The sequence below is a fragment of the Streptomyces sp. CG 926 genome (assembly GCF_003148825.1).
Lineage (GTDB): Bacteria > Actinomycetota > Actinomycetes > Streptomycetales > Streptomycetaceae > Streptomyces.
On sequence record NZ_QGGZ01000012.1, the window covers coordinates 131,542 to 154,929 of the forward strand.

Genomic DNA, 23,388 nt, shown 5'->3' on the forward strand with positions numbered 1-23,388 from the left:
GGGCCGCCGATGCGGCCCCGCCCCTTCCCCCTCCGGCCACGCGTTGGGCTAGGCGCCCTTGAACTCCTGGCGCTGACGGCCGAGACCCTCGATCTCCACCTCCACGACGTCACCCGCCCGCAGGTAGGGCTTCGGCTCCGGCTGGCCCATCGCCACGCCGGCGGGCGTACCGGTGACGATGACGTCGCCCGGGTACAGCGTCATGAAGTGGCTCAGGTACCGGACGACCTCGCCGACCGGGAAGATCTGGTCCGACGTGTTGCCGTCCTGCTTGAGCTCACCGTTGACCCACAGCTTCACGTCCAGGACCTGCGGGTTCGGGACCTCGTCGGCGGTGAGCAGCCAGGGGCCGATCGGGGTGAAGGTCTCGCAGTTCTTGCCCTTGTCCCAGGTGCCGCCGCGCTCGATCTGGAACTCGCGCTCCGAGACGTCGTTGACCAGCACGTAGCCGCCGACGTGTGCGAGGCCCTGCACGGCGGAGTCCAGGTAGCGGGCGGTGCTGCCGATGACGACGCCGAGCTCGGCCTCCCAGTCCGTCTTCACGCTGCCGCGCGGGATCAGCACGGTGTCGTCGGGGCCGACCACGGTGTCCGCGGCCTTCAGGAACAGGATCGGCTCGGCCGGCGCCTCCGCGCCGATCTCGGCGGCGTGGCCGAAGTAGTTCAGGCCGATGCCCACGACCTTGCCGATGCGGCCGACCGGGGCCCCGATGCGCAGGCCTTCGGCGTCCAGGACCGGAAGCTCGCCGGACTCGGCCGCGTCCCGCACCCGGGTCAGCACGGAGTCGTCGGCCAGCAGGCCGCCGTCCACATCCGTGATCAGGCCGGACAGGTCACGCAGGGTCCCGTCCCGGTCGAGCAGCGCGGGGCGTTCCGACCCTACGGGTCCGACACGCAGCAGCTTCATGGGCATTCTCCCGTGGTCGTGGGTGGTCGGCCCGGGGCGCGCCCAGGGCCGGCCGATGGGTTGCGGCCATCGGAGGATTTGGTCGATCCTCCAAGATGTCCACCCAATCCGCAAGACCCTGTTCACGGACTGGAACGCCCGCCTCCATCCGCCGCCCGCTACGCCGGCTGCTCCACCCGCTGCTCCGCCGACCGCTCCGCCCGCTCCTTGCGGTGCTGGAGCCAGGCGCGCTCTGCCACCGACCAAGCGGTGGTGGTCAGCAGGTAGAGCCCGGCGGCCAGCGGCACCACGGCGGCCGTGATCAACGTCCCGAACGAGAGCAGGGGCAGTACGCCGCCCAGCTTGCGCATGACCTCCTGCTGCTCGGCGCTCACCTCGGCCATGACCCCGGCACCGGCACCGGCACCCGCCTTGACCCCGGCCTTGGCCCCCGCCTTGCCCTGGGGCGCGCCGCGGCCGGCCGGCTTCTTCGAGCCGGCGGCCGTGGCGGCGGCAGCGGCCGCCGCGACCGAGGCGGCCGAGCGGCGCCCGCGCACCGCGCTCCACGCGGCCACCACCGCGATCGCCCCGAACAGTCCGAGGAACACCAGCCCCTGCGCCCCGAAGAGGCCGCCCTCGCCCAGCGCGTCGGTCCACCGGTCCCCCAGCGGCGCGGCGAAGAGCCGGTGCCCGAGCAGCTCGTTCGCCTTCCCGCCCACCTCGGCGGAGGAGAAGGCCTGGTACATCACGAAGAACACCGGCAGTTGCAGCAGCATCGGCAGGCACCCCGCCGCCGGAGTCGCCCCGCGGAAGGCGGCCCGGCTCAGCGGGTGCAGCGCGAGGCGTACGAGCACGGTGAACAGCACGATCGCGGCAGCGGTCGCGGACTGCGCCAGTACCGGCTCCAGAAGCCGGCCCAGCTCAGCAACAAGGTGGGTGAAAACGGACACGTGGGCCCTCCGAGGGGTCTCGTCGAACGTCGAAAGAGATGCATTTCGGCGTGACGACCCGCGAGGGGCGACAACAGTGATCAGTCAGCAGAAGGCGAGAAGTACTGCGCGCCCCTACGCGGCCGTCGGGACGAGACGGCCGGGCGCCCTGGGCCTCGACCGGCCCGAGGCATCGGGATCACGCTGCGGCAGGAAAGCCGTGCGCTGCTCGCGATCACGGATCGCGGTGCGTATGCGGTGCGGCGGCACGGGCCGCACGAGCCGTGCGGCGGCGGCGAGCGCCTCGGTGCCCACGGCGACGGTGGCCGCGAGGGCGACCACGACGGCGCCCAGCCCGCTCTCCCCGGCGAACAGCCCGAGGAGTCCCCCGAGCAGCACGAGCGGGAGCAGCACGGCAAGGGCCCGCGAGGTCCGCGCGAACAGGGTGAAGGACAGCAGGTCACCGTCGCGTCGTTGCCGACCCATACGGACCTCCCCCTTCTCCACTCCCGTGCGCGAACTCCCTTACGACACCGATGGTAGCCGGACCCACCGACAACCCGATCGGTCAGGACGGCGCGGACGGCCCGGACGACCGGAGCGTCCCCCAGACCACCAGCCGGTACTTCGAGCTGTACTCGGGCGTGCAGGTGGTGAGTGTGATGTACGCCCCGGGCTCGCCGTACCCCTGGTCCGGTTTCACCACGCTGCGCGGCACGGGCGCGATGACCCCGGTGTCCCGTTCGGTGGTCTCGTTCAGGATCTTCCCGACGACGTACGTGTAGCGGCGCCCGCGCAGGTCCACGATCAGTTCGTCGCCCGCCCGCAGCCGGTTGATGTACCGGAACGGCTCGCCGTGCGTGTTCCGGTGCCCGGCCAGCGCGAAGTTCCCCCGCTCCCCCGGCCCGGCGGTCCCCGGGTACTGCCCGGCGTAGCCCTTGTCCAGGACGGCCCGCTTGTCGACGCCCTGCGCGACGGGGACGACCAGCCCGAGGCGCGGGACGCGCAGCACGGCGTACGCCCGGTCCCGCGCGGGCGTCCCCGCGGCGGGTCGCGCGGTCCTGGTCGCCGCGGGCGCCGCGCCGGCGTCCGCCGACCCGCTCGGCTCCGGCCCGACCGTCGGACCACCACCGGCCCCGGAACCGGCCTCCGCCTCGGCCCCCGCCCCGGCCCCCGCCTCCTCCGCCCCGGAACCGTCGGCGGAACCCTCGCCCCAGGCCCGCTCCAGGGCCTGGACCTGCTCCTGCGCGGCGGCCGCGGCCTGCCGATTGGTCCACCACACCTGGTGCAGGACCAGCAACAGGACCACCACTCCCACGGTGACGATCAGCTCGGCGCCCGCCCACAACACCCCCGCGAGACCGGCCCGGCGCCCCCGCCGGCCGCTCCCCTGCACCACCACAGGTACGCGATCTCGCACGGGCGGCACCTTAAGTCCTCCCCCGTCAACTGACCAGCGGCAGTACGGTGTGAACCATGCGCCCCGACACGCCTGCCGAGCACATCGCCGAAGCCGAGCGCCTCATCCGCACGGCGACCCGCTACCCCGAGGACCAGGAGCCCTTGCTCCTCCAGGCCGCGGCCCACCTCGAACTGGCCGACGCACGCGACCGGGCGAGTGCCCTGTACGACCAACTCCTGTCCTCCTCACCGTCCGACCCCCACCTGATCAAGGCCCTCCAGGCGGCGAACCTCTGGGAGTACGGCCACGAGGCGGAGGCCCGCGCCCTCATCTCGGGCATCCGCGCCGCCTCGCCCAAGGAACCGGCACCGTGGGAGGTCATCGCGGAAGCCCTGGAGGCCCACGACGAGTTGGAGGCCTCGCACGACTGCTTCACCGAAGCGGCCACCCTCCTCATCGCGGAGGACGACCCGCTGACCCCGGCCACCACCGCCCTGCTCACGGGCCGTCACCGGGTGCGCCGCCTCCTCGGGCTCCCGCACGACGACTGGGACATGGTCGCGGACACCCGCCACATCGGCCCGATCCCCCTCGACGAGCTCCACGACCCCAAGCGCATCTGGGCCCTGGGCTCCGACGACCCCGCCGAGCTGCGCGCCGAGATCGCCCGCCTGCGCGCCGAACTGGGCGACCGCCGTGCGGCCCTCTCCCGGCCCTTCCCGGTGGCGATCCTGCACTGGCCGCAGCGCGAACTGTCGGAGCTGCTGACCAGCTACCCGACCCTGGCCTCCGAGTACCCCTCGCACGAGGCCCACCTGCGGGAGATCGAGAGCTCGCTGCGCGCGCTGGCCGCCTCGGGCACCACGAACCTGGGCATCGTCACAGCGAGTGTCCCCTCCTACGAGGCCTTCGCGGCCTCGGAGAAGACCTCCCCGGCCTCCCCGTCCCTCCTCGCCGAGTACGCCACGACCCTGGCGGCCCGCGGCAAGGCCACCGTCTGGCCCCCGATCCCCACCGCGTCCTGCTGGTGCGGCTCGGGCAAGCCGTACGCGGAGTGCCACGAGGTGTCCGGCGGCTGAGCGGGGCGATCCGGCCGGTCCGGCCGGTCCGGCCGGTCCGGCCCGGCACACGATGAAGCCGGTCCGGTGATTACGTACCATCGGCTTCAGCGGGCGAAAAGTGGAGGAGGAGGGAAACCGTCATGATCGTGGCTGTGCCTTCCTCCCCCTCCGTGTCGGCCCGGATGAGTCGCCAGGCGCGCCGGAACACCACCCCCGAACTGGCCGTGCGCAGACTGCTGCACGCGGCGGGCCTGCGCTATCGCCTGCAGGTGAAGGTGCCCGGCATGCCGCGGCGCACCATCGACATCGCCTTCCCCGGGGCCAAGGTCGCCGTCTTCCTCGACGGATGTTTCTGGCACGGGTGCCCCGAGCACGCGACGCAGCCGAAGTCCAACGCTCAGTGGTGGCGCGAGAAGCTCGACAAGAACATGGCACGGGATCGCGAGACGAGCGAGCTGTTGGCGGCGGCGGGCTGGACCGTCCTGCGGTTCTGGGAGCACGAGACGCCGGAGTCCGTGGCGGCCCGCGTCATCGACGTCCGCCGCGGCACGACGAACGGCTGACCGGCCCTTCCGGGCGATCGACATGCGTCCGACCGACGCGGACAGGACGACATGGCGCTCTCGGGACCGGACCCGGACCGGCTCACCTCGCTGGAGCTGTGTGCCGGCGCCGGCGGTCTGACGCTGGGACTGGAGGCGGCCGGTTTCGACCCGATCGCGCTGTTGGACACCAAGCCCGACTCCTGCGCCACCCTGCGCGGCAACCGCCCGGACTGGACCGTGCTGGAGCAGGACATCCGTGACTTCCTGCCGTCCGACCGTCCGGATCTGTTCGCCGAAGGCACCTGTGTCGATCTCCTGGCGGCCGGTCTGCCCCGGCTGCCTTCGGCGGCCTCGACCATGCGCAAGGACTCGGACGAGGAGCGGTACCTGCTGAAGGCCACGATCTGGCTGGCGCAGGCCGCCCTGCCCCGCGCGGTCCTGGTGGAGAACATCCCCGGGCTCGCCCTCGCCGACGCGTACGCGCCGACCCGGCGGTGGGTGGAGGAGAACCTGCGGGAGGTCGGCTACCGCTCCTCGTGGGGTGTGCTCAACGCCCTCGACTTCGGGGTTCCGCAGCAGCGCCCGCACGGCTTCCTGGTCGCGCTACGGGATCTCGACTTCGGGCGGTTCGCGTGGCCGGAGCCGTCCGGTCCGCCCCCACCGAGCGTCGGCACGGTCCTGTACGAGTCGATGGCCCGCAGAGGCTGGCCCGGTGCGGCCGCGTGGGCCCGGCGCGCCGACGAACCCGCTCCGACGATCGTCGGCGGCTCGGACAAGCGCGGCGGTCCGGACCTCGGCCCGACCGGGTCGAAGCGCGCGTGGCAGCGGCTCGGCGTGAACGGGGGTGGCATCGGGGACGACGTACCGGACACCTCGGACCCCGACGACCTGCTCCCCAAGCTCACCGTCCCGCAAGTGACGCGTCTTCAGGGATTCCCCGCCGACTGGGTGCTCGCCGGCCGCAAGACGTCCTCGTACCGCCAGATCGGCAACGCGTGCCCACCTCCCGTGGCAGCGGCGGTCGGTGGTGCGCTCGCGCTCGCCCTGCGGCCCGCGCTCGCCCTCCGGCCGGAGATCGCCCTCCGGCCCGCGGACGGCCCGACGCCGGCTAGACTCGCGCCATGAACTCCGAGCACAAGCCCCCCTACAAAGTCGTCGATCTCTTCGCGGGCTGCGGCGGCTTCACCCGGGGCTTCTTCGAGTTCTCCCGGGACACCATGAAGGACGGCGGCCTGCATGCCTTCGCTCCCCTTGCCGGGGTCGAGATCGATCCCGCGGCCGCTCTGACCTATTTCACGAATTTCGAGAAATGGGCGGACGACACCACCGGGAGCGACCATCACTTCTTCCTGGGTGACATCGCGGATTGGGTGGACATCGTCAGGGCGAAGGGCCTGCACGCCGATGTGATCCTGGGCGGTCCGCCCTGTCAGGGCTTTTCCGGGCTCGGCAAGGGCGACCCGAACGATCCGCGCAACCGGCTCTGGGAAGAGTATTTCAAAATCGTCGAATTGGTGCAGCCGCGCATCTTCATCATCGAGAATGTCGAGCGGTTCAATTCGTCCACCCAGCTCGCCGACCTGAAGAGCGCCTTTCTCGACCTCGGGTACACGCTGGAGGATCCTCAGGTCCTCAACGCGGCCGACTACGGCGCCGCGCAGCTGCGGAAGCGGACGATCGTGATCGGCGTGCGGGGGAAACGGCACATCTCCTACCCCGCCCCCACGCACGCGGGCGCCGGCAAGGCGGGCCAGGTCGGCCTCTTCGCGGCCGGGGAACCGAAGGCCTGGAAGACCCTCAAGCAATGCTTGGACGGCGAGAAGGACCCGATCCCCTACCGGACGAGCCGGCTCGATCTCCCGGAACTCAACGACGAGAACGTCCCGTCCGTCACCATTTCCCGGAAGGTCACGGAGACGGGCGTCCTCGACAAGGAGTTCGTCGCGCGGCTCCGGGAGAAGATCCCGGGACCGTTCACGGGCGAATCGCTGCACATCGGTCGCCAGCCGACCGAGCTCTCCTTGGCCCGCTATCGGGCCATCCGGCCGGGTCAGAACCGGCACGCGCTGAGGAACGCGCCCCCGGCTCTCGTGGAGGGAAAGCTGGTCCCGCTCTCGACCGAGAGCTGGAACCGGCACAACAGCGGCTCCGGTGACGTCATGGGCCGGCTCGTGTGGGAAAAGCCCTCCGTGACGATTCGCACCGAATTCTTCAAGCCGGAGAAGGGTCGGTATCTGCACCCGGTGGCCGACCGCCCGATCACCCACCACGAGGCGTCACGCATCCAGGGATTCCCCGACGAGTTCCGGTGGTGCGGAAGCAAGTCCCAGATCGCGCGCCAGATCGGCAACGCGGTACCGGTGCCGCTGGCGCGGGCTCTCGCCGAGCACGTCTACCGGGCCCTCCAGGGCGGGGCGGGCCTCGACGACCGGAACGCGGCCGAGGACCTGGCGTCGGGCACGGCTCAGGCGTAGGGATTCTCCACCGGCTCCTCCCGGCCACGGACCGGCGCGGTGGTGAACAGCTCCTGGAAGAGGGGGAGCAGCCGGGCGACCGAGGAGAAGTCCACCTCTCCGTCGTCCGGTCCGTCCGGCAGGGAATCGTGCGGGACGGGTGGGGCGTAGGTGAGGTCCGCTATCCACAGACGCCGGGCCTTGGTGTCCAACGGCTCGTCGGGGGCGACCAGTTCGTACTGGATCGTGCTCCCGGCGGTGTTGACCGCCTTGATGAGCGCGTTCGCCGCCCTGGTACTGGTCACGGTGCCGTCGCGCAGCATCCGGATCACGGTCTGGGCCGTGGGCCGGTGCAGGAACACGTCTTGGCGCAGTGCGGAGTTGAACATCTCCTGGTTGGCGCAGGCCGCCTCCGCCGTCGCGTAGCTGCGTCCGTCGCGGTATATCTCGGCGGCCCACCACAGCCGGGCCATGGCCTGGACGTGGAAGGGGCCCGTGAAGCGCCGCGGGTTGACCCGTGCCTCGCCCCCACCGCCGCCGCTGCCGCCGGCGTTCTCGTTCTCGCTGCCGAGCCACCGCCACAGGACGTAGTCCGGTGCGACGCGCAACGCCAGATGGTTCCAGAGTTCCGAGTCGCCGGCTTCCCTGCGGGTCAGTCGTAGCGTCGCGTGCAGGCGGGGGGCGAGCCAGGCGTCACTGGCTCCGGGCCGGGCCTCGACGAAGCGGCGCATCGCGGCGTCGAACAGCTCGCGTACGGGCCGCGCACGCCATCGGTCGCCTTCGTCCTCGAACGCGCGTGAGCTGCGATCCAGCTTCTCGTGGGGCAGCGCGCTCCGGCCGCTCAGAACCTCGTCGTCGAGTTCACGCCGCGCCACGGCATCGGGAAGGAGCGCGAGCCGCTCGGGTGCGGCGGCCGCCCCTTCGTAGACGGATTCCCAGCTCACTGCTTCGCGCTCCCCTTCGTGATGTCCCGCAATGCCTCGCCCAGCGAGCGTGCCGACCGTGACTGTCGCCCGGCCGCGTGGAGTACGCGCATGTGCAGATCCCGACCCGCGCCGCCGACCCGGCGGGACAGCAGTTCCCGCAGCGCGTCGGACGGGGAGAGGTCGGGGCACACGTCGGGCAGCATCCGCTTGAGGACGTTGTCCCGCCAGCCGCCCGGCCATTGGGGTTCGCCGTCCTCGGCGAAGACCTCGTCCGCGGCACTGTGGAACAGGGTCACCCACAGATCCGTGCCGAGCTTGGCGGCGAGCGCCTTCTGCAGGGCGCTCTCCGCGGGGGACATACCTCGCGCGGGTGCGCCGAGCAGCCGCGCGACACCTTCGAGGGCGGTGTTCACGTAGACGGTGGGTACGGCGCCGTTCGCGTCGATCGCCCATTCGTTGTGCCGGAAGTCGTGGAGATGGGGGTGCTCGTCGGAGCCGAAGTCGACCTCCGTCATCCGGATGTCCTGCTCCCGGTGGGCGGTCCGGGAGTCCACGTCCACGGTCCAGGCGTCCTCGGCCGAGCCGATGAGCCGGCCCGGCACTCCGTCGACCGTCGCCGTGACGATGCCGGTGAGCTGCAGCCGTCCCAGGTGCTCGTCGCGGTCGACGCGTACCTCACCGACCCAGTCGCCGGAGGCGTCCTGGCGGAGCGAGGTCACCGAGCGCACGTGGGACGTCCGGTTGGCGACCGTCACCGCCGCGCGCACGTCCCGCCAGCCCCGGCCCTCGGCGTCGGCCACCGCGGGGACCCGCATCCGGACGCCGAGGCGCGCGGTGGACCAGTCGGCGTAGCCCACGCCGTGCACGGCGACCCGGCGTTCCTGCCGGTTGACGAGTTCCAGCGGCAGGGCGTCGTCGTCGACGCGTCCCTCCCGCACCTCGATCGTGGTGGGTCCGTCGGATCGGCGCAGGGTCGGGTAGGGGACGAGCTGCTTCACATCGACTCCTTCGCGCGCTGCACGTCCACCTCGACGCGGGCGTGCCGAGCGGGTACGGGATGGTCCTGCACGTCGCTCTCCCCGCTGAAGACAGCCGTACGGGCGCCCGCCTTGAACAGCAGGGACCCTTCGGCGGTCACCTCGCAGTTGCGCTCGGCGACCAGCCGGGCCCACTTCACGACGGGCTTGGGACCCGAGCGGGTGACGAAGCGCAGGACGGGGACGAGCGTCCACGGATCCGTCTGCGGCGGCAGATCGACCTCGACCCGGACCTGCCACGCGCCGGTGTCGTCGACGTGGCCGTCGACGTCGTCGACCTGGGGGTGGCTGCGCGCGTTGCGGGGCGGCCCCTTGGGGGCGTCGATGCGCAGCACCTCGCGCAGGACGGAGGGAATGACCTCGTCCTGCGCGGGGGCGTCGTTGCGGGTGGCGACGACGGCCAGGACCCCTTCGCGCATCGCGGAGCGGAACTCGCCGATGCTGCGTACGACGCCGCGCGCGTAGGTGACGACGAGGTCCTCGGTGCGCTTCCAGGTGTCGTGCTCGGGCGGCTCGGCCGTACGCAGGAAGCGTTCCGCCGCGCGTGCGCCTTCGGAGGAGTCGCCGGAGGCGGTGCCCGCGAGCAGCAGGGCCTGGTAGGCGTTCCCGCCGAGCGGGGGGTTGATGGTCTGTGTCATGACCACCATGCGGTTGCCCCGCATGCAGACCAGTTGGTTGGGGCGCGGGTCGTCCGGTTCGGCGGCGGTGACGAGCAGGACGGCCTCGTGCCGGACCGGCTTGCCGTCCGCCTCGGTCTGCGGGGAGCGCAGGGGCGGTACGTCGAGTCCGACGCGTCGCTCGACGACCTGATCGGGTGCGGTCAGTCGATCGACCGTCGCCCCTTCGAGATAGGCGCGCAGCGCACGCGCGCGGGCCGGCTCGTACTCGTCGGGGACCACGCGCCGCTCGGCGACGACCTCGACGCCGTCGCGCAGGGCCACGACCGATGCCTCGACGAGGGGCTCGGATCCCGGGGCGGAGATCATCGAGGCCCAGAAGTTCCGCCCCAGCCCGGCCGACAGCTTCTCGTGCAGCGCTTCCAGGTCGGCGTCCTCGTCGTCCCCCTGGTGTGCGCCGACGACGAGGAAGGAGGTCCCGGGCTCGTCGCCGTCGCGCTTCAGGTGCAGTGCCTCGACCGTGGCATCGTCCGCCCACCAGGAGCGGGCCGCGCCGTCCCGGTCGGGGTCGGCCTCGCCCAACCAGGCGGGGCCGGCGTACGCCTGGTCGCCGACGGTGTGCCAGGGGAGGTCGATCCGGCCGATGAGGCGCCGTTCCCGGTGCCCGTCGTGCGGCCGGCTCAGGGTGCTGTTGATCAGGACCATGCCCAAGGAGCTGGCCGACCAGAGGGTCGCCTTGCCGAGGCCGAAGGATCCACCGGCGCTGGCGTTGGACTTCACGCTGTCCAGTTGGCGCCTGACGACCGCGGCGAACCGGCCGTCGTCGTAGTCGTCGCCGGTCAGCCCGTTCGCGTTGTAGTCGTCGACGCGCAGCAGGACCAGGCTGCCACGGTCCTCGATGTCGCGCAGGGCCCGCGCCAGTGCGCGGGAGGCCTTGTTGCCCGCGCTCGCGGCGGACTCGTAGTGCTCCCGCAGCGCGTCCCAGCGCATCACCCGGCGGAAGGCGTCGAGTCGTTCCCCGGAGATCTCGTGGAGGACGTGCCGGATGCGGACCGGTCGGCCGGTGTCGAGGATCTCGTCAAGACTGTTCTGGGTCGCTTCGCGCGCGAGGACCGAGAGGTCGGCGTCGAAGGCGAACGCGGCGGCGTTACCGTACTCGCGCCCGCCGTCGACGTGTGCGGGACGGTGGTACCAGGTGAGCCGCTCGTGCCCGACGGTCTCGTCCATCGACAGGGAGGCGCCGGGGACCACCCCGAGGGCTTCCTCTATGAGTTTCAGGGTGTCGGGTCTGGGTGTCACCCGGCCGCTCACCCACGTGGACACGGCGGCCCGGGTGACGTTCACCTGGGCCGCGAGCTCGGTCTGGGTCATCCCCTGTCGCTGCAACTGCCGCCCCAGCCAGGCTCCGTAGTTGTCGACCACGATCCGTCAGCACTCCATGTCATCGTGCGGGAACGACCTCGCGCATCATACAACTGACCATTTGACAGCGGAGAATGTGTCAAAATTTTCCCGTCGAACCATCGTGCGCATTCGGCCGTCACCCGTGGCCGGACCGCAAGGAATCGGTGCGTTTCCCGGCAACCCGACCGGGGGAAGTGCCCACCGCGCCCCTTGTGTCACCTCCTTCACCCGTGCGACCCTTTCGATCACTCGCCGGGTGAGGATTCCGCGAGAACCACCGGGGGGTGCGTGCCTACAGGCTATTTGCCATGCCCTCATCAAGGCTGTCTCGCGCCCCCGCGTCATCCCGCGCCCGCCCTCTCGCGCCTCTCGCGCCCACGCCTTCAATTCGTCGCGCCGACATTTGCGATAACCGGAGAGTGAGCTTCTTCGTGTCCTTCCAGCCATCCCTCGCGCAGTCAGGCCCCCTGTCCGACGTGCTGCGCGTCGTCCTCGACCAGTCGGATCGAAGCCTCAACACCTATCGCAACGATCCCGGCCGGATCCTCGAGGACGCGAACGGCGAGCGACGAATTCAACAAGGGGGCTACGGCGATCGCCAGTTGTACGAACTCGTCCAGAACGGCGCGGACGAACTGAGGGATCGCGATACGCCGGGCCGCGTCGCCGTGGTCCTCACACAGAACCATCTGTACTGCGCCAACGAGGGAAACCCGCTCTCCGCCGAGGGCGCCGAGACCATTCTGCGCATGAGCGTCTCGAAGAAGCGCGGAGGACAGATCGGCCGCTTCGGCGTGGGCGTCAAGTCCGTCCTGTCGATCACCGACACCCCGCAGTTCTTCAGTGTCACGGGCAGCTTCGGATTCGACCGCGAATGGTCGGCGCGACTCATCCGTGAAGTCCATCCGCAGACGAAGGAAACCCCCGTCCTGCGCATGGCCCGACCGCTCGACCTCGCGCGTGAACTCCGCGAGGACCACGTACTGAACGACCTGTTCTCCAAGGGGGCCGTCACGGTCGTCCGGCTCCCGCTGCTGCCCGGAGCCGCGGCGCGCCTGGGCCGGGACCTGCGCGCGTTCCCCCGGGAGTTCCCGCTCTTCTCCCCCCATGTCGGGACGATCGACCTGGAGGACCGGCGCGCGAACTCGACGTTCAGCCGTTCCCTGAGCGGAACACGGGAAGGGACCGTCCACACGCTTCTCGTCTCGGACAACGGCGGAGCGCCGGAGCGCGAGACGTGGCGCGTCTTCACCGCGCCCTACTCCCCCACCGCCAGGACCCGCGAGGCCTCCGGGGAACTCCACGACCGACCCGTCATCGACATCTCGTGGGCCGTACCCGAGAGTCGACGTGAACTCGGCGCCTTCTGGGCCTACTTCCCCACCCACTACCCGATGACCCTGCGCGGCATACTCAACGCCGCCTGGAAGACCAACGAGGACCGCCAGCACCTGGTCGACGGCACCCCGCTCAACGACGAGCTGCTGGGGGCCGCCGCCGCTCTGGTCGCCGCCTCCCTGCCCGCCCTGACGGACCCCGAGGACCCCGCCCGCCACCTCGCCCACCTGCCCGGTCGCTACAAGGAGCGCCGCAACTGGGCCGACGGTCACGTGATCCAGGGGGTGTGGCGCGAGACGGCCGCCGGGCCCTCCCTCCCCGACCAGGACGGGGTCCTGCGCAAGCCCTCCGCCCTGCGCGTCCACCCGGAAGAGCTGCGGCCCGAATGGCTGGACCTGTGGGCCTCCCACCCGGCCCGGCCCGCCGCCTGGGTGCACCGGTCGGTCGAGACCGACCGGGACCGGCGGGGCAAGCTCGGTCACATCCTGGAGGCCGCGCGCCACGAGCGCGCGAGCGTCCAGGAATGGCTGGAGGCCCTGGTCACCGACGGCACGCCCGCGGCGTCCGCGTGCGCGCTGCGGATCCTCGCGGCCATGATCCGCGGCAACAGCCCGTACGTCGCGGACGCCCGACAGGCCCGCATCCTCCTCACGGAGGCGCACGGCCTGGTGGCCCCCCGCGCGAACACGGTGTTCCGCCGGGTCCTGGACGACTCCCTCCCGAACGAGATGGTCTACGTCCACCCCGAGATCGCCACCGTGCGCGAACTCTCCGCCGACCTGGACACCATCGGGATCCACGAGGCGGACGCCCTCGGCCGCTTCGAGGCCGTCGTGGACCAGGGATTCGCCCGGTACGGCGAATCCTCCTGGGAGGAGTTCTGGAAGCTGTCCCGCCGGGCCGGGGCGGGCCAGTCGATCCGCATCCTGAACGAGAGGGTCCCGGATCCGACGGGCGTCCTCAAGGTACGTACCCTCGCCGGGGCGTTCGCCGGCATCGAGTCGTGCCTGCTGCCCGGCCCCGTCGTCCCCGCCGACGGCTCGCGCGACGCGACCCTCGCCGTCGACCCCCGATTCCACCGGGACGACCTGCTCGTGCTGCGTGACCTCGGCGCACGCTCGGGTCCCGACATCGAACAGGACCCGACGGGCGAGCCCTGGTTCGAGTCGTACGCGGAGGCCATGCACAAGGCGTACTGCGCCACCCTCCCGGCCAGCTCGGCCCGTCCGAACCTGGCGACCATGCGGATGCAGGGCCCCTCCCCCGCCGGCCCGCTCGGATTCCTGACGCGCCTGAGCGAAGAGGGCCGGGCCGCCTTCGTCGCCGCGCTGCCCGACCGGGGCATGGTCCGCAGCTGGACCCGGCAGGTCGGCAAGCAGACCCGGACCCAGGAGCCGGCGCCGTCCCCGCTGCGCTGGATGGTGACCAGGTACGGCTACGCCCGCACCGACCGGGAACTGCTCCCGCTGCGCGAATGCGTGGGACCGCAGCTGTCCCCGTACGCGGCCGTCCTGCCCGTGGCCCGCCTCTCCCCGACCCAGGCCGACGCCCTCGAAATGCCCGGCACCCTCGACAAGGTGCCGCAGCGGGTGTGGAACAAGGTGCACGAGCGGATCGCCGTGAGCGAGGACGACGCCTTCCTCGGCAACGCCTACACCCTGCTCACCCGGGCCGACGCCGGCTTCCCGGAAGGCGTCGAGACCCGCTGCCGCATCGGCACCGAATGGGGCCACCGACCCGACGCCGACATCGCCGTGACCTCCGTCCGCGAGGAGTACGACGCACTGGTCCGCGAATCCGTCCCGGCGCTCCTCGTCGACTCCCCCGAGGACGCCGAACTGCTGCGCTCCCGATGGGACATGTGCAGCCCCGGCGACAAGATCACCAAGGAGCTGAGTCACGCCTCCGAGGCCGAACCCGAGCTGCTCCTGAACCGCTTCCCCTCCCTGCGCCTGCGCACCGATCTCGCGACCGCCGACGCCTGGTTCCAGTCCTGCACCCGGCTCGAAGAGATCATCCGCACCGACCACAGCTACCGGCCCGTCCCCTTGAAGAGCGCGCTCGACGGTCGGGTCGCGTTGATCAGCCACCCCGAGGACGAGCTGGAGATCCTCCACGAGTCGTCCAAGGCGTTCGGCTGGCGGCTGACCCGTGCCGAGTGCCGGCAGGTCATCGCGCTCCAGGAACAGCAGCGGGCCAACGAGAAGCTCCAACGCGTCGTGCACGCGGACACCGTCACCGACAAGCTGCTGCTGCTGATCGGCGAGGAAGCCCTGCGTACGGGACTGCCGCCGGGCCTGTGGGAGGACGAGATCCACGTGTCCGGGCGGGAGCCCGACGGGCAACGGATCGCGGAACTGGCCTACAACTCCGAGAAGGACGGCATCCTCCGCCACTACGCGAAGGCCATCGCCTCCCGCTGGGCCGAGGCCCCGAACAGCTACGGGGGCGACACCGCCGCGCGCCAGTTCGTCAACCGCCTCGGCTTCCCGGAGGCGTTCGCCGGCGCCAGGCCCGTCAGCCCACCCGCGATGGAGCAGGTGGTGGGGCCCGTGGACTTCCCCCGCCTGCACGACTACCAGGAGCGGCTCGCCCAGAACCTCTTCTACCTGCTGACGGACCCCGACCCCAAGCGCGCCATGCTGTGCATGCCCACGGGCTCCGGCAAGACGCGGGTCGCGGCCGAAGCGGTGATCCGGGCCATCAAGCACCGCCGCCCGACCGGGCCGATCCTGTGGATCGCGCAGAGCGAGGAACTGTGCGAGCAGGCCGTGCAGAGCTGGAAGTTCGTCTGGTCCAAGGTCGGCGCCGAACGCGAGGCACTGTCCATCAGCCGGCTGTGGGGGACCAACTCCGCCACCGACATCCGATCCACCGTCCATCTCGTGGTCGCCGTCGACGCGAAGCTGGAACGTCACCTGGACACCGAGGCGTACGCCTGGCTGCGCGAGGCCTCGGCGGTCATCGTCGACGAGGCGCACACCTCCCTCTCCCCGCGCTACACCAAGCTGTTCGAACAGCTCGGGATCTCGCGCAACAACCGGACCGAGCGGCCGCTGGTCGGACTGACCGCGACACCGTTCCGCAGCACGAACGAGGACGAGACCAAGCGGCTCGTGCAGCGCTACGGCCGGACGAGGCTGGACAGGGGCGTGCTCGACCCGAACCCGTACCCCCAGCTACAGGACATGAAGGTGCTGGCCAGGGTCGAACAGCGGGTCCTGCGCGGCGCGACCGTGACCATGAGCGCCTCCGAACTGAGCAGGGTGGACACCTTCGGCTCTCTGCCGGCCACGGTGGAGGACCGGCTCGCGTCGGACCACGAACGCAATCGCATGCTCGTCGACGAGATCGCCTCGCTGCCCGCCGACTGGCCCGTCCTGCTGTTCGCGACCTCGGTGGCCCACGCCAAGGTGATCGCCGCCAAGCTGAACGGCATGGGCGTCTCCGCCGACTCCATCGATTCGGCGACGCCCACCGCCACACGCCGTAAGCGGGTCGACGACTTCCGGGAGAACAGGATCCGGGTCCTGGCCAACTACGGCGTCCTCACCCAGGGCTTCGACGCGCCCGCCACCCGCGTGGTGGTCGTCTCACGCCCCACCTACAGCCCCAACGTCTACCAGCAGATGATCGGGCGCGGGCTCCGCGGACCCGCGAACGGAGGCAAGGACACCTGCCTCATCCTCAACGTCGACGACAACATCGAGAACTACGGTCACAAGCTCGCCTTCACCGAGTTCGAGTACCTCTGGGAGCGTCCGTGACCAAGACCCCGGGAGCGCCCCCCGAGCTCACGGACGAGCAGCGCGCCGTCGTGGAACTCCCCTGGGACGCCAAATGCCTGGTCGTGGCCGGGGCGGGCGCGGGCAAGACCCACACCCTCGTACGGCGTCTCGACGCCCTGGTCGAGCGGGACGACGTACTGCCCGGCGAGATCCTCGTACTGAGTTTCTCCAACGCCGCCGTGCGCGAGCTGCGCCGACGCATCCAGCGCCACGCCGTCGCCGCCGACCGGGTCCGGGTACAGACCTTCGACAGCTGGGCCACCGCCTTCCTGTCCGAGATCGCTCCCACCGGCGAGTGGCACACCGTCCCCTTCGACGAACGCATCCGCAACGCCACGGAGGCCATCGGGGACGGCAGGCTCGACGACTTCCTCACGGAGGACCTGGCCCATGTCGTCGTCGACGAGGTCCAGGACCTCGTCGGTGATCGCAGCCGCATGGTCGAGGCCCTGCTCGACGAGTACCGCGACGCCGGCTTCACCGTCGTGGGCGATCCCGCCCAGTGCCTCTACGGCTTCCAGGTACCGATGGCGCACCGGGCCGAGGAGGTCAACAGCTTCTTCCCCTGGCTGCGCAACAGCTTCCCCGCGGACCTGCGCGAGCTGCGGCTCACCCGCAACTTCCGTGCCACGACCGACTCCGCCCGTACCGCCCTGCACCTGGGCCACCGCCTCCAGCAGGACGACCTGACCGCGGAAGGGCACCGGGCGGTCCACACCCAGCTGCACGCCGCGCTGTTGTCGAACCTTCCCTTCGCTCCGCTCGACAGCGAACTCGCGGCCTCCTCACTGCGGTCCCACGACGGCACCAACGCCCTTCTCTGCACCACCAACGGCCAGGCCCTGGCGGTATCCCGGACCTTGTGGACGTCCGGCGTGCCCCACAAGGTGCAGCGCTCCGCCCAGGACCGGGTACTGCCCACCTGGCTGAGCCTGCTCTACCGCCGATGCGAGAAATCCACCCTGTCCCGAGTCAGGTTCGACGCGATCGCCGACGAGCTGGAACTCCCGGACGGCGAGGCACGCGATGTCCTGTGGCACGCCCTGGTCCGGCTGGACGGTCGTGGGCACCGGTCGGGGATCGATCTGAACCGGGTGAAAACGGCTCTCGCCGGTGGCCGGATACCCGACGAACTGACCACCCAGGCCGCGGAACGCGTCGTCGTCTCCACCGTGCACCGGGCCAAGGGGCTGGAGTTCGACCGGGTCGTCGTCATCGATCCCGGCCCCGTCGCGGGCCCGGACACCAAGGACAGCGATCCGGCCGCGGCGGCCCGAGCGCTCTACGTGGCCATGACCCGGCCGCGCCACGACCTGTACCACCTGACCCTGCGAAGGGACCCGTTCCTGCGCAAGGACAACGACGGCCGGCCCCCGACCGGCCGCTGGTACCGCGGCGGAGCGGGCACCAAGCGGGGCCAGCGGTACGGCATCGAGGTCCTCGGCGGCGACGTGTCACGCGAGGCCCCGGCCGGCGCGGACGGGCACGAGAAGAACGACGCCGTCGACCTGCAGCACTATCTCGCGCACGAGGTACACGCCGGCGACCCAGTCGAGTTCGTGCGCGCGCACGAACTCCCGACGGGACCGGACGCGAGCCCTCCCTACCTGCTGCGCCATGCCGGCCGCACCATCGGGAGCGCCTCCGAGACATTGCGCAAAGACCTGTACAGATTCCGCAGGACCCGCAAGGACGCGGCCGCACTCCCCTGGCCACTCACCATCACGGACCTGTTCCTCGACTCGGTGGAAACCGTCGTGGGCAACGACAACGTCGCTCTCGGCGCGGGTCTCGGCGAGCGGGGCGTATGGCTGGCTCCCAGGCCGACCGGGCTGGGGCGCTTCGAGTGGGAGAAGAAGGGCACGGAGGACGGCGAAGCATGATGAAGAGCGAGCACGACGAGCACTACGAGTTCCGGGACGAGTTGGTGCACCGGCTCGTCCTCGACCTGATGGGCCCCAAGGGCGGACCGGACGAGCTCCTGGAGGACCCGCCCGTCACGACCTACCCCGTCGGGGCGCTGTTCCCGCGGAACGACATCCGCGAGGACCCGACCGAGCAGGCCGCCGACAACGACCCCGACCCCGTGGCCGACGTGGCCCGCCGGGAGCAGCGCGACGGCGACCGGGACGACTCCGGTGTCGCCCTCTCCAACGTACGTCGCCCCTCGGCCATGGGGATCACCTTCGCCGTCGACCGGGTGGCGGCCCCCGAGGTCACCGTCCGCGTCGAAGCCGCCCGGTACCTTCCGGTGGACGCGGCGGGGCGGGCGACCGCCGCCAGGTCCGCGGAACGACGCTCCACCGAGGACACCGGCGAACGGTGGCTGCGGCAGGCCGTCCCCGCCCGGGACGTACCCGTCGACGTCACCGCGCCCGGCACCCGGACCGTGGAGATCCTGCCCCACCTCCTGGACCTTCGGATCATCGTGCGCGGCGAGGACGCCTCCGGGGCCGTCGCGGTGACCGTCACGCTGATCAACACGGCGACCGCCCCGAAGACCGGCCCCCAGGACGAGGCCTGCTTCTTCCAGCCCCGCCTGACCGTCACCGCCCCGCCCGGCTCCGGCGGTCTGGTGGAACGGCCCGTCCACGGACGCTCCGCGGACCCCGAGCTGGACATCAGCCGGCTCCTGCACCGTCACGCGCCCTCCTTCGCCACCGGCCACGGCTGCGCCGCGGACTGGCACTGGGTGGCTCCCCCGCCGAACCACCTGCGGGCGGACGCGGGGCCCTGCCGGATCGACGGCGTGCACACCGAGCTCGTGCCGACGTACGAGGTCATGCTCACCGACTCGAACCCCGACATCGACGCGACCTCGCTGGGCATGAAATGGCTCTCGACCGCACCCCGGGACGAGATCGTGCCCGCCCTGCTGACCCTCCTGTCCTCCTACGAGAACTGGATCGCCGAGCGCAGGAGCGACGCCGAGCGCCTCGGCTCCTCCGAATTCGCCGAACTGGCCCTGGATCAGATCGACAACTGCGCCACCGCCCTCGGGCGCATGCGCGCCGGCGTCGAGCTGCTCCGCGTCGACGACGACTGCCTGGAAGCGTTCCGACTGGCCAACCGCGCCATGGACGACCAGCGCACCCGCGCGATCACGATCAAGGAGGGTGAGCCGGGCCGCCCCAACACCTGGCGCCCGTTCCAGATCGGCTTCGTCCTGCTGTGCCTCGACGGCATCGCCGACCCCCAGCACGACGACCGGCAGATCGCCGACCTCCTGTGGTTCCCGACCGGCGGCGGCAAGACCGAGGCCTACCTCGGCCTCATCGCCTTCACCGTGTTCCTACGGCGCCTGCGCCGCCGCGACTCCGGCGGCGGGGTGACCGTACTGATGCGGTACACCCTGCGCCTGCTGACCCTCCAGCAGTTCGAGCGGGCGACCATCCTGATCTGCGCGATGGAACGCATCCGCCTGGAGGCGAGGAACTCCGCCCGCCCGCTGGGCACCGAGAAGATCTCCATCGGCATGTGGGTGGGCCAGTCGGCCACCCCGAACGACCTCAAGACCGCGCAGAAGAGCCTGCTGAAGCTCCGCAACGGTCAATCGGTCGCCAAGGAGAACCCCGTCCAGCTCCGCGCCTGCCCCTGGTGCGGGTCCGCCCTGGACGCCCACGACTACACCGTCACCCTGGAACCCGCCGCCATGGTCGTCGCCTGCCCCGACGAGGACTGCGACTTCCACGAAGGCCTGCCGATCCACGTGGTGGACCAGACCGTCTACCAGGCACGCCCCACCCTGGTGATCGCCACGGTCGACAAGTTCGCCCTCATCCCGTGGGAGGAGCGGACCGCCGCCCTGTTCAACCGGAACCGGCCCGCGGACGACACCCCGCCGCCCGAGCTGATCGTCCAGGACGAACTGCACCTGATCTCGGGCCCGCTCGGCACCATGACCGGGCTCTACGAGACGATGATCGACCTCGCCGCGGACACCCCCAAGGTGATCGCCTCCACCGCGACGATCCGACGCGCCAAGCAACAGGGCCGCGCCCTGTTCCATCGCGAGGTCCACCAATTCCCGCCCACCGCGCTCGACTCCCGCGACTCGTGGTTCTCCCGCGAGGCACCGGCCGACCGCAAGGCCACCCGCCGCTACGTCGGCCTGCTGACCCCCTCCACCAGCCAGGCCACCCTCCTCGTGCGCGCGTACGCCGCGCTGCTCCACCACGCCGCACTCATCGAAGGCCCCGGAGCGGTCCGGGACGCCTACTGGACCCTCGTCGGCTACTTCAACAGCCTCCGCCTGCTGGCCGCGGCCGAACTGCAGGTCAGGGACGACGTCCACGACCGCATCGCGCTCCTGGCCGCCCAGGCCGAGACACGGATCCGGGAGATCGACGAACCGTCCGAACTCACCAGCCGCATCGACGCGAGCGACATCCCCAAGTACCTCAAGGATCTGGAGCGCCGCCACCCGCACCCCGACGCGGTCGACGTCCTGCTCGCCACGAACATGATCTCGGTGGGCGTCGACATCGACCGACTCGGCCTCATGGCCGTCATGGGGCAGCCCCAGACCACCGCCGAATACATCCAGGCCACCAGCCGGGTCGGCCGCAGCCACCCGGGACTGGTCGTCACCCTGCTGAACTCGGCCCGCTCACGGGACCGGTCGCACTACGAGAACTTCACCACCTACCACTCGGCCCTCTACCGCCAGGTCGAGTCGACGAGCGTCACCCCGTTCTCGCCCCGGGCCCGGGACCGGGCCCTGCACGCCGTCCTCGTCGGCCTCGCCCGACTCACCATCGAGGCAGCCCGCCCCAAGAGCGGCGCCGCGAAGATCGACCGGTTCGAGGACCGGCTGAAGGACATCCGCACCGCCATCACCTGGCGGGCCCGGGAGATCGCCCCCGAACACGCCGACGACGTGGACGCGGAACTCGAAGAGATCATCGACGACTGGCGACTGCTCGCCGACACCTACCCGGACACGCTCGTGTACGAGGGCTGGTTCGGCAAGCGCCCCGCCCTGCTGGTGCCGTTCGCCGAGGCCGAGGACGGCGAATCCTTCCGCACGCTGACCAGCCTGCGCGACGTCGACGCCGAGTCCGACCTGTTCGAGGAGAAGTAGATGTCAGAGTCCCCCCGGCGGTCCGCCCGCTCCGGCTCCCGCCTCCAACGGCTGCGCGCCGAGAGCGGACCCCGCAAGCTCGGTTCGGCCCGCCGCGCCCAGATGATCACGACGTACGGCGTCGGATCGATGATCGCGATCGACAGCGAGTCCTTCATCGTGCGCGGACTCGACTCCTGGCACGTGCCCTCGGAGTTCGAACTCACCGAGCCCCGCCTCCAGTACCGGCTCGACGTGGACGGCTTCCACCTGCCGCCCGCCACCACGGACGAGAACGCGCCGAGCGACGGCGTCCACGTCGCCAGATTCCCCCAGTGGTACTCCTGCTCCACCTGCCACGCCCTCGACGAGCACCGCCGACTGACCGCGGACCCGAAGAAGAACAAGTGCGGCAAGTGCGAGACCACGGAACTGACCCCGTCCCGCTTCGTCATGGTGTGCGAGAACGGGCACCTGGACGACTTCCCGTACTGGCTCTGGGTCCACAAGTCCGAGGAGCGCCCGGCCGGGGGCGCCACGTCCCACCGCCTCGAGATCCGCACCGCGGGCCGCACCGCGTCCCTGCGCTCCATCCGGATCCACTGCTCGTGCGGGGTGGCCCCCAAGTCGCTCGAAGGAGCCCTCGGCCGCACCGCACTCGCCTCGCTCGGGATCCGCTGCTCCGGGCGCCGCCCGTGGCTCAGGGACGACTCGGCTCCCGAGGAGTGCACCGAGGACCCGCGCGCGATCCAGCGCGGTTCCTCCGCCGCCTGGTTCCCCATGGTCTCCTCCGCGCTGACCATTCCGCCGTGGTCCCAGGGCGCCAACAAGCTCGTCCGCCCCTACATGGCGAAGTTCCGCGACCGGACCGACGAGGAGATCCTGGTCTACATCGGGATGACGCCCCAGTTGCAGAAGTCCGGCTACGAGGCCACCGACCTCCTGGACGCGGTACGCGTCGCCCGACGGGCCACCGAGGCACGCGAGGCCAAGGAGGAGGACGCGGCGGCGGTCCTGATCGATCCGCTGCGCCGCGACGAGTACGAACAGCTGCAGCGCAGCACCGAATACGACCACCGGGTCAGCCCCGACTTCGAGACCCAGGACCCGGGCGACCTCGGTGACATCCCGGACCGCACGGGCATCGATCAGGTGATGCTCGTCCCCCGCCTGCGGGAGGTCCGGGCCCTGACCTCCTTCACCCGGCTGACCGCCCCGACCTCGGCCGCCCCCGAGCGGCACTCCGCGCTGTCCCGCAATCCGCAGGGATGGCTGCCCGCCATCGAGGTCGTGGGCGAGGGGGTGTTCCTCCGGCTGGACCGCGCACGCGTGGCCCGATGGGAGCAGGGGCATCCGGGCGTGGCCCGTCGTGCCGACGTGGTGCGAGAGCACCATCTCGAACTGCTCGCCGAACAGGCCGGCCCGGACGGCGAACCCGAGCTGTCGCCGGTCACACCCCGCCTGCTGCTCGTCCACACCCTGGCGCACGTGCTGATCGACGAGTGGAGCCTCGACTGCGGCTATCCCGCATCGGCGCTGCGCGAACGCCTCTACGTCGACGACGAGATGACCGGTGTACTGCTCTACACCGCCACCAGCGACTCCGCCGGCAGCCTCGGCGGCCTGGTCAGCCAGGGCAGGCCGGACGCGCTCGCGCGATCCCTGGACTCGGCCCTGACCCGGGCCGCGTGGTGCTCCGCCGACCCGCTGTGCATGGAATCCCCGGTCAGCGGGGCCGACAACGTCAACCTCGCCGCCTGCCACTGCTGCGTCCTGCTCCCCGAGACCAGCTGCGAGCAGTTCAACCGCTTCCTGGACCGCGCGATGCTGATCGGCACCCCGCAGGATCCCGAGATCGGCTTCTTCCACGGCACGGGCTGACGGGGTGGGCCCGGGGGTGTCCTGTCGATGGCGTCCGATCGACAGGACACCCCCGGGCCG

Annotated in this window: 15 protein-coding genes; 8 read left to right on the forward strand and 7 right to left on the reverse strand. The window is 71.1% G+C overall.

What is annotated here, in order from left to right:
• Window positions 1-48 precede the first annotated feature (48 nt).
• From BCL76_RS29550 to BCL76_RS29565, 4 genes are all read right to left on the reverse strand, one after another.
• On the reverse strand, window positions 49-906 hold the full coding sequence (locus tag BCL76_RS29550) for a fumarylacetoacetate hydrolase family protein (protein ID WP_109782422.1): 858 nt from the start codon (window positions 904-906) through the stop codon (window positions 49-51).
• 158 nt (window positions 907-1,064) lie between these two features.
• The gene (locus BCL76_RS29555; RefSeq protein WP_109782423.1) at window positions 1,065-1,835 is read right to left on the reverse strand and encodes a YidC/Oxa1 family membrane protein insertase; all 771 of its coding nucleotides are present in this window, start codon (window positions 1,833-1,835) and stop codon (window positions 1,065-1,067) included.
• A gap of 114 nt (window positions 1,836-1,949) precedes the next feature.
• Complete coding sequence (locus BCL76_RS29560; RefSeq protein WP_219933987.1) at window positions 1,950-2,300, reverse strand: DUF6412 domain-containing protein; 351 nt, start codon at window positions 2,298-2,300, stop codon at window positions 1,950-1,952.
• A gap of 82 nt (window positions 2,301-2,382) precedes the next feature.
• The gene (locus BCL76_RS29565; RefSeq protein WP_109782424.1) at window positions 2,383-3,234 is read right to left on the reverse strand and encodes a class E sortase; all 852 of its coding nucleotides are present in this window, start codon (window positions 3,232-3,234) and stop codon (window positions 2,383-2,385) included.
• Window positions 3,235-3,290: 56 nt separating this feature from the next.
• Here BCL76_RS29565 and BCL76_RS29570 point away from each other — a divergent pair, with 56 nt between their 5' ends.
• The 4 genes from BCL76_RS29570 (at window position 3,291) to BCL76_RS29585 (ending at window position 7,296) form a co-directional block, all read left to right on the forward strand.
• Window positions 3,291-4,295 carry a tetratricopeptide repeat protein gene (locus BCL76_RS29570; RefSeq protein WP_109782425.1) on the forward strand — a complete coding sequence of 335 codons (1,005 nt, stop codon included), beginning with the start codon at window positions 3,291-3,293 and terminating at the stop codon, window positions 4,293-4,295.
• A 122-nt stretch (window positions 4,296-4,417) separates the two neighbouring features.
• Window positions 4,418-4,840 carry a very short patch repair endonuclease gene (locus BCL76_RS29575; protein WP_109782426.1) on the forward strand — a complete coding sequence of 141 codons (423 nt, stop codon included), beginning with the start codon at window positions 4,418-4,420 and terminating at the stop codon, window positions 4,838-4,840.
• A 51-nt stretch (window positions 4,841-4,891) separates the two neighbouring features.
• The gene (locus BCL76_RS29580) at window positions 4,892-5,947 is read left to right on the forward strand and encodes a DNA cytosine methyltransferase (RefSeq protein ID WP_109782427.1); all 1,056 of its coding nucleotides are present in this window, start codon (window positions 4,892-4,894) and stop codon (window positions 5,945-5,947) included.
• Window positions 5,944-7,296, forward strand: a complete 1,353-nt coding sequence (locus BCL76_RS29585; protein WP_109782428.1) for a DNA cytosine methyltransferase — start codon at window positions 5,944-5,946, stop codon at window positions 7,294-7,296. The genes BCL76_RS29580 and BCL76_RS29585 overlap by 4 nt, the downstream gene beginning before the upstream one ends.
• On the opposite strand, the gene BCL76_RS29590 is transcribed toward BCL76_RS29585, so the two are convergent.
• From BCL76_RS29590 to BCL76_RS29600, 3 genes are read right to left on the reverse strand one after another with little or no spacing between them, the layout of a single operon-like run.
• The gene (locus BCL76_RS29590; RefSeq protein WP_258309964.1) at window positions 7,287-8,219 is read right to left on the reverse strand and encodes a DUF6339 family protein; all 933 of its coding nucleotides are present in this window, start codon (window positions 8,217-8,219) and stop codon (window positions 7,287-7,289) included. The genes BCL76_RS29585 and BCL76_RS29590 overlap by 10 nt on opposite strands.
• On the reverse strand, window positions 8,216-9,199 hold the full coding sequence (locus BCL76_RS40035) for a hypothetical protein (RefSeq protein WP_109782429.1): 984 nt from the start codon (window positions 9,197-9,199) through the stop codon (window positions 8,216-8,218). Before BCL76_RS40035 ends, BCL76_RS29590 begins: the two co-directional genes overlap by 4 nt.
• Entirely contained in the window at window positions 9,196-11,277 is a 2,082-nt protein-coding gene (locus BCL76_RS29600) for a helix-turn-helix domain-containing protein (protein ID WP_258309965.1), read from the reverse strand. The genes BCL76_RS40035 and BCL76_RS29600 overlap by 4 nt, the downstream gene beginning before the upstream one ends.
• Before the next feature lie 401 nt (window positions 11,278-11,678).
• On the opposite strand from BCL76_RS29600, the gene BCL76_RS29605 reads away from it, so the two are divergent.
• The 4 genes from BCL76_RS29605 to drmB are packed head-to-tail and all read left to right on the forward strand — an operon-like array spanning window position 11,679 to window position 23,328.
• Complete coding sequence (locus tag BCL76_RS29605) at window positions 11,679-16,364, forward strand: DEAD/DEAH box helicase (RefSeq protein ID WP_258309966.1); 4,686 nt, start codon at window positions 11,679-11,681, stop codon at window positions 16,362-16,364.
• Window positions 16,361-18,268 (forward strand): UvrD-helicase domain-containing protein, encoded by a 1,908-nt coding sequence (locus BCL76_RS29610; RefSeq protein WP_109782431.1) that lies wholly within the window; start codon window positions 16,361-16,363, stop codon window positions 18,266-18,268. The genes BCL76_RS29605 and BCL76_RS29610 overlap by 4 nt, the downstream gene beginning before the upstream one ends.
• Window positions 18,268-21,468 (forward strand): helicase-related protein, encoded by a 3,201-nt coding sequence (locus BCL76_RS29615; protein WP_441350755.1) that lies wholly within the window; start codon window positions 18,268-18,270, stop codon window positions 21,466-21,468. The genes BCL76_RS29610 and BCL76_RS29615 overlap by 1 nt, the downstream gene beginning before the upstream one ends.
• A complete protein-coding gene (gene drmB, locus BCL76_RS29620; protein ID WP_109782433.1) occupies window positions 21,469-23,328 on the forward strand; it encodes a DUF1998 domain-containing protein in 1,860 nt (619 codons plus the stop codon).
• Window positions 23,329-23,388: the final 60 nt, after the last annotated feature.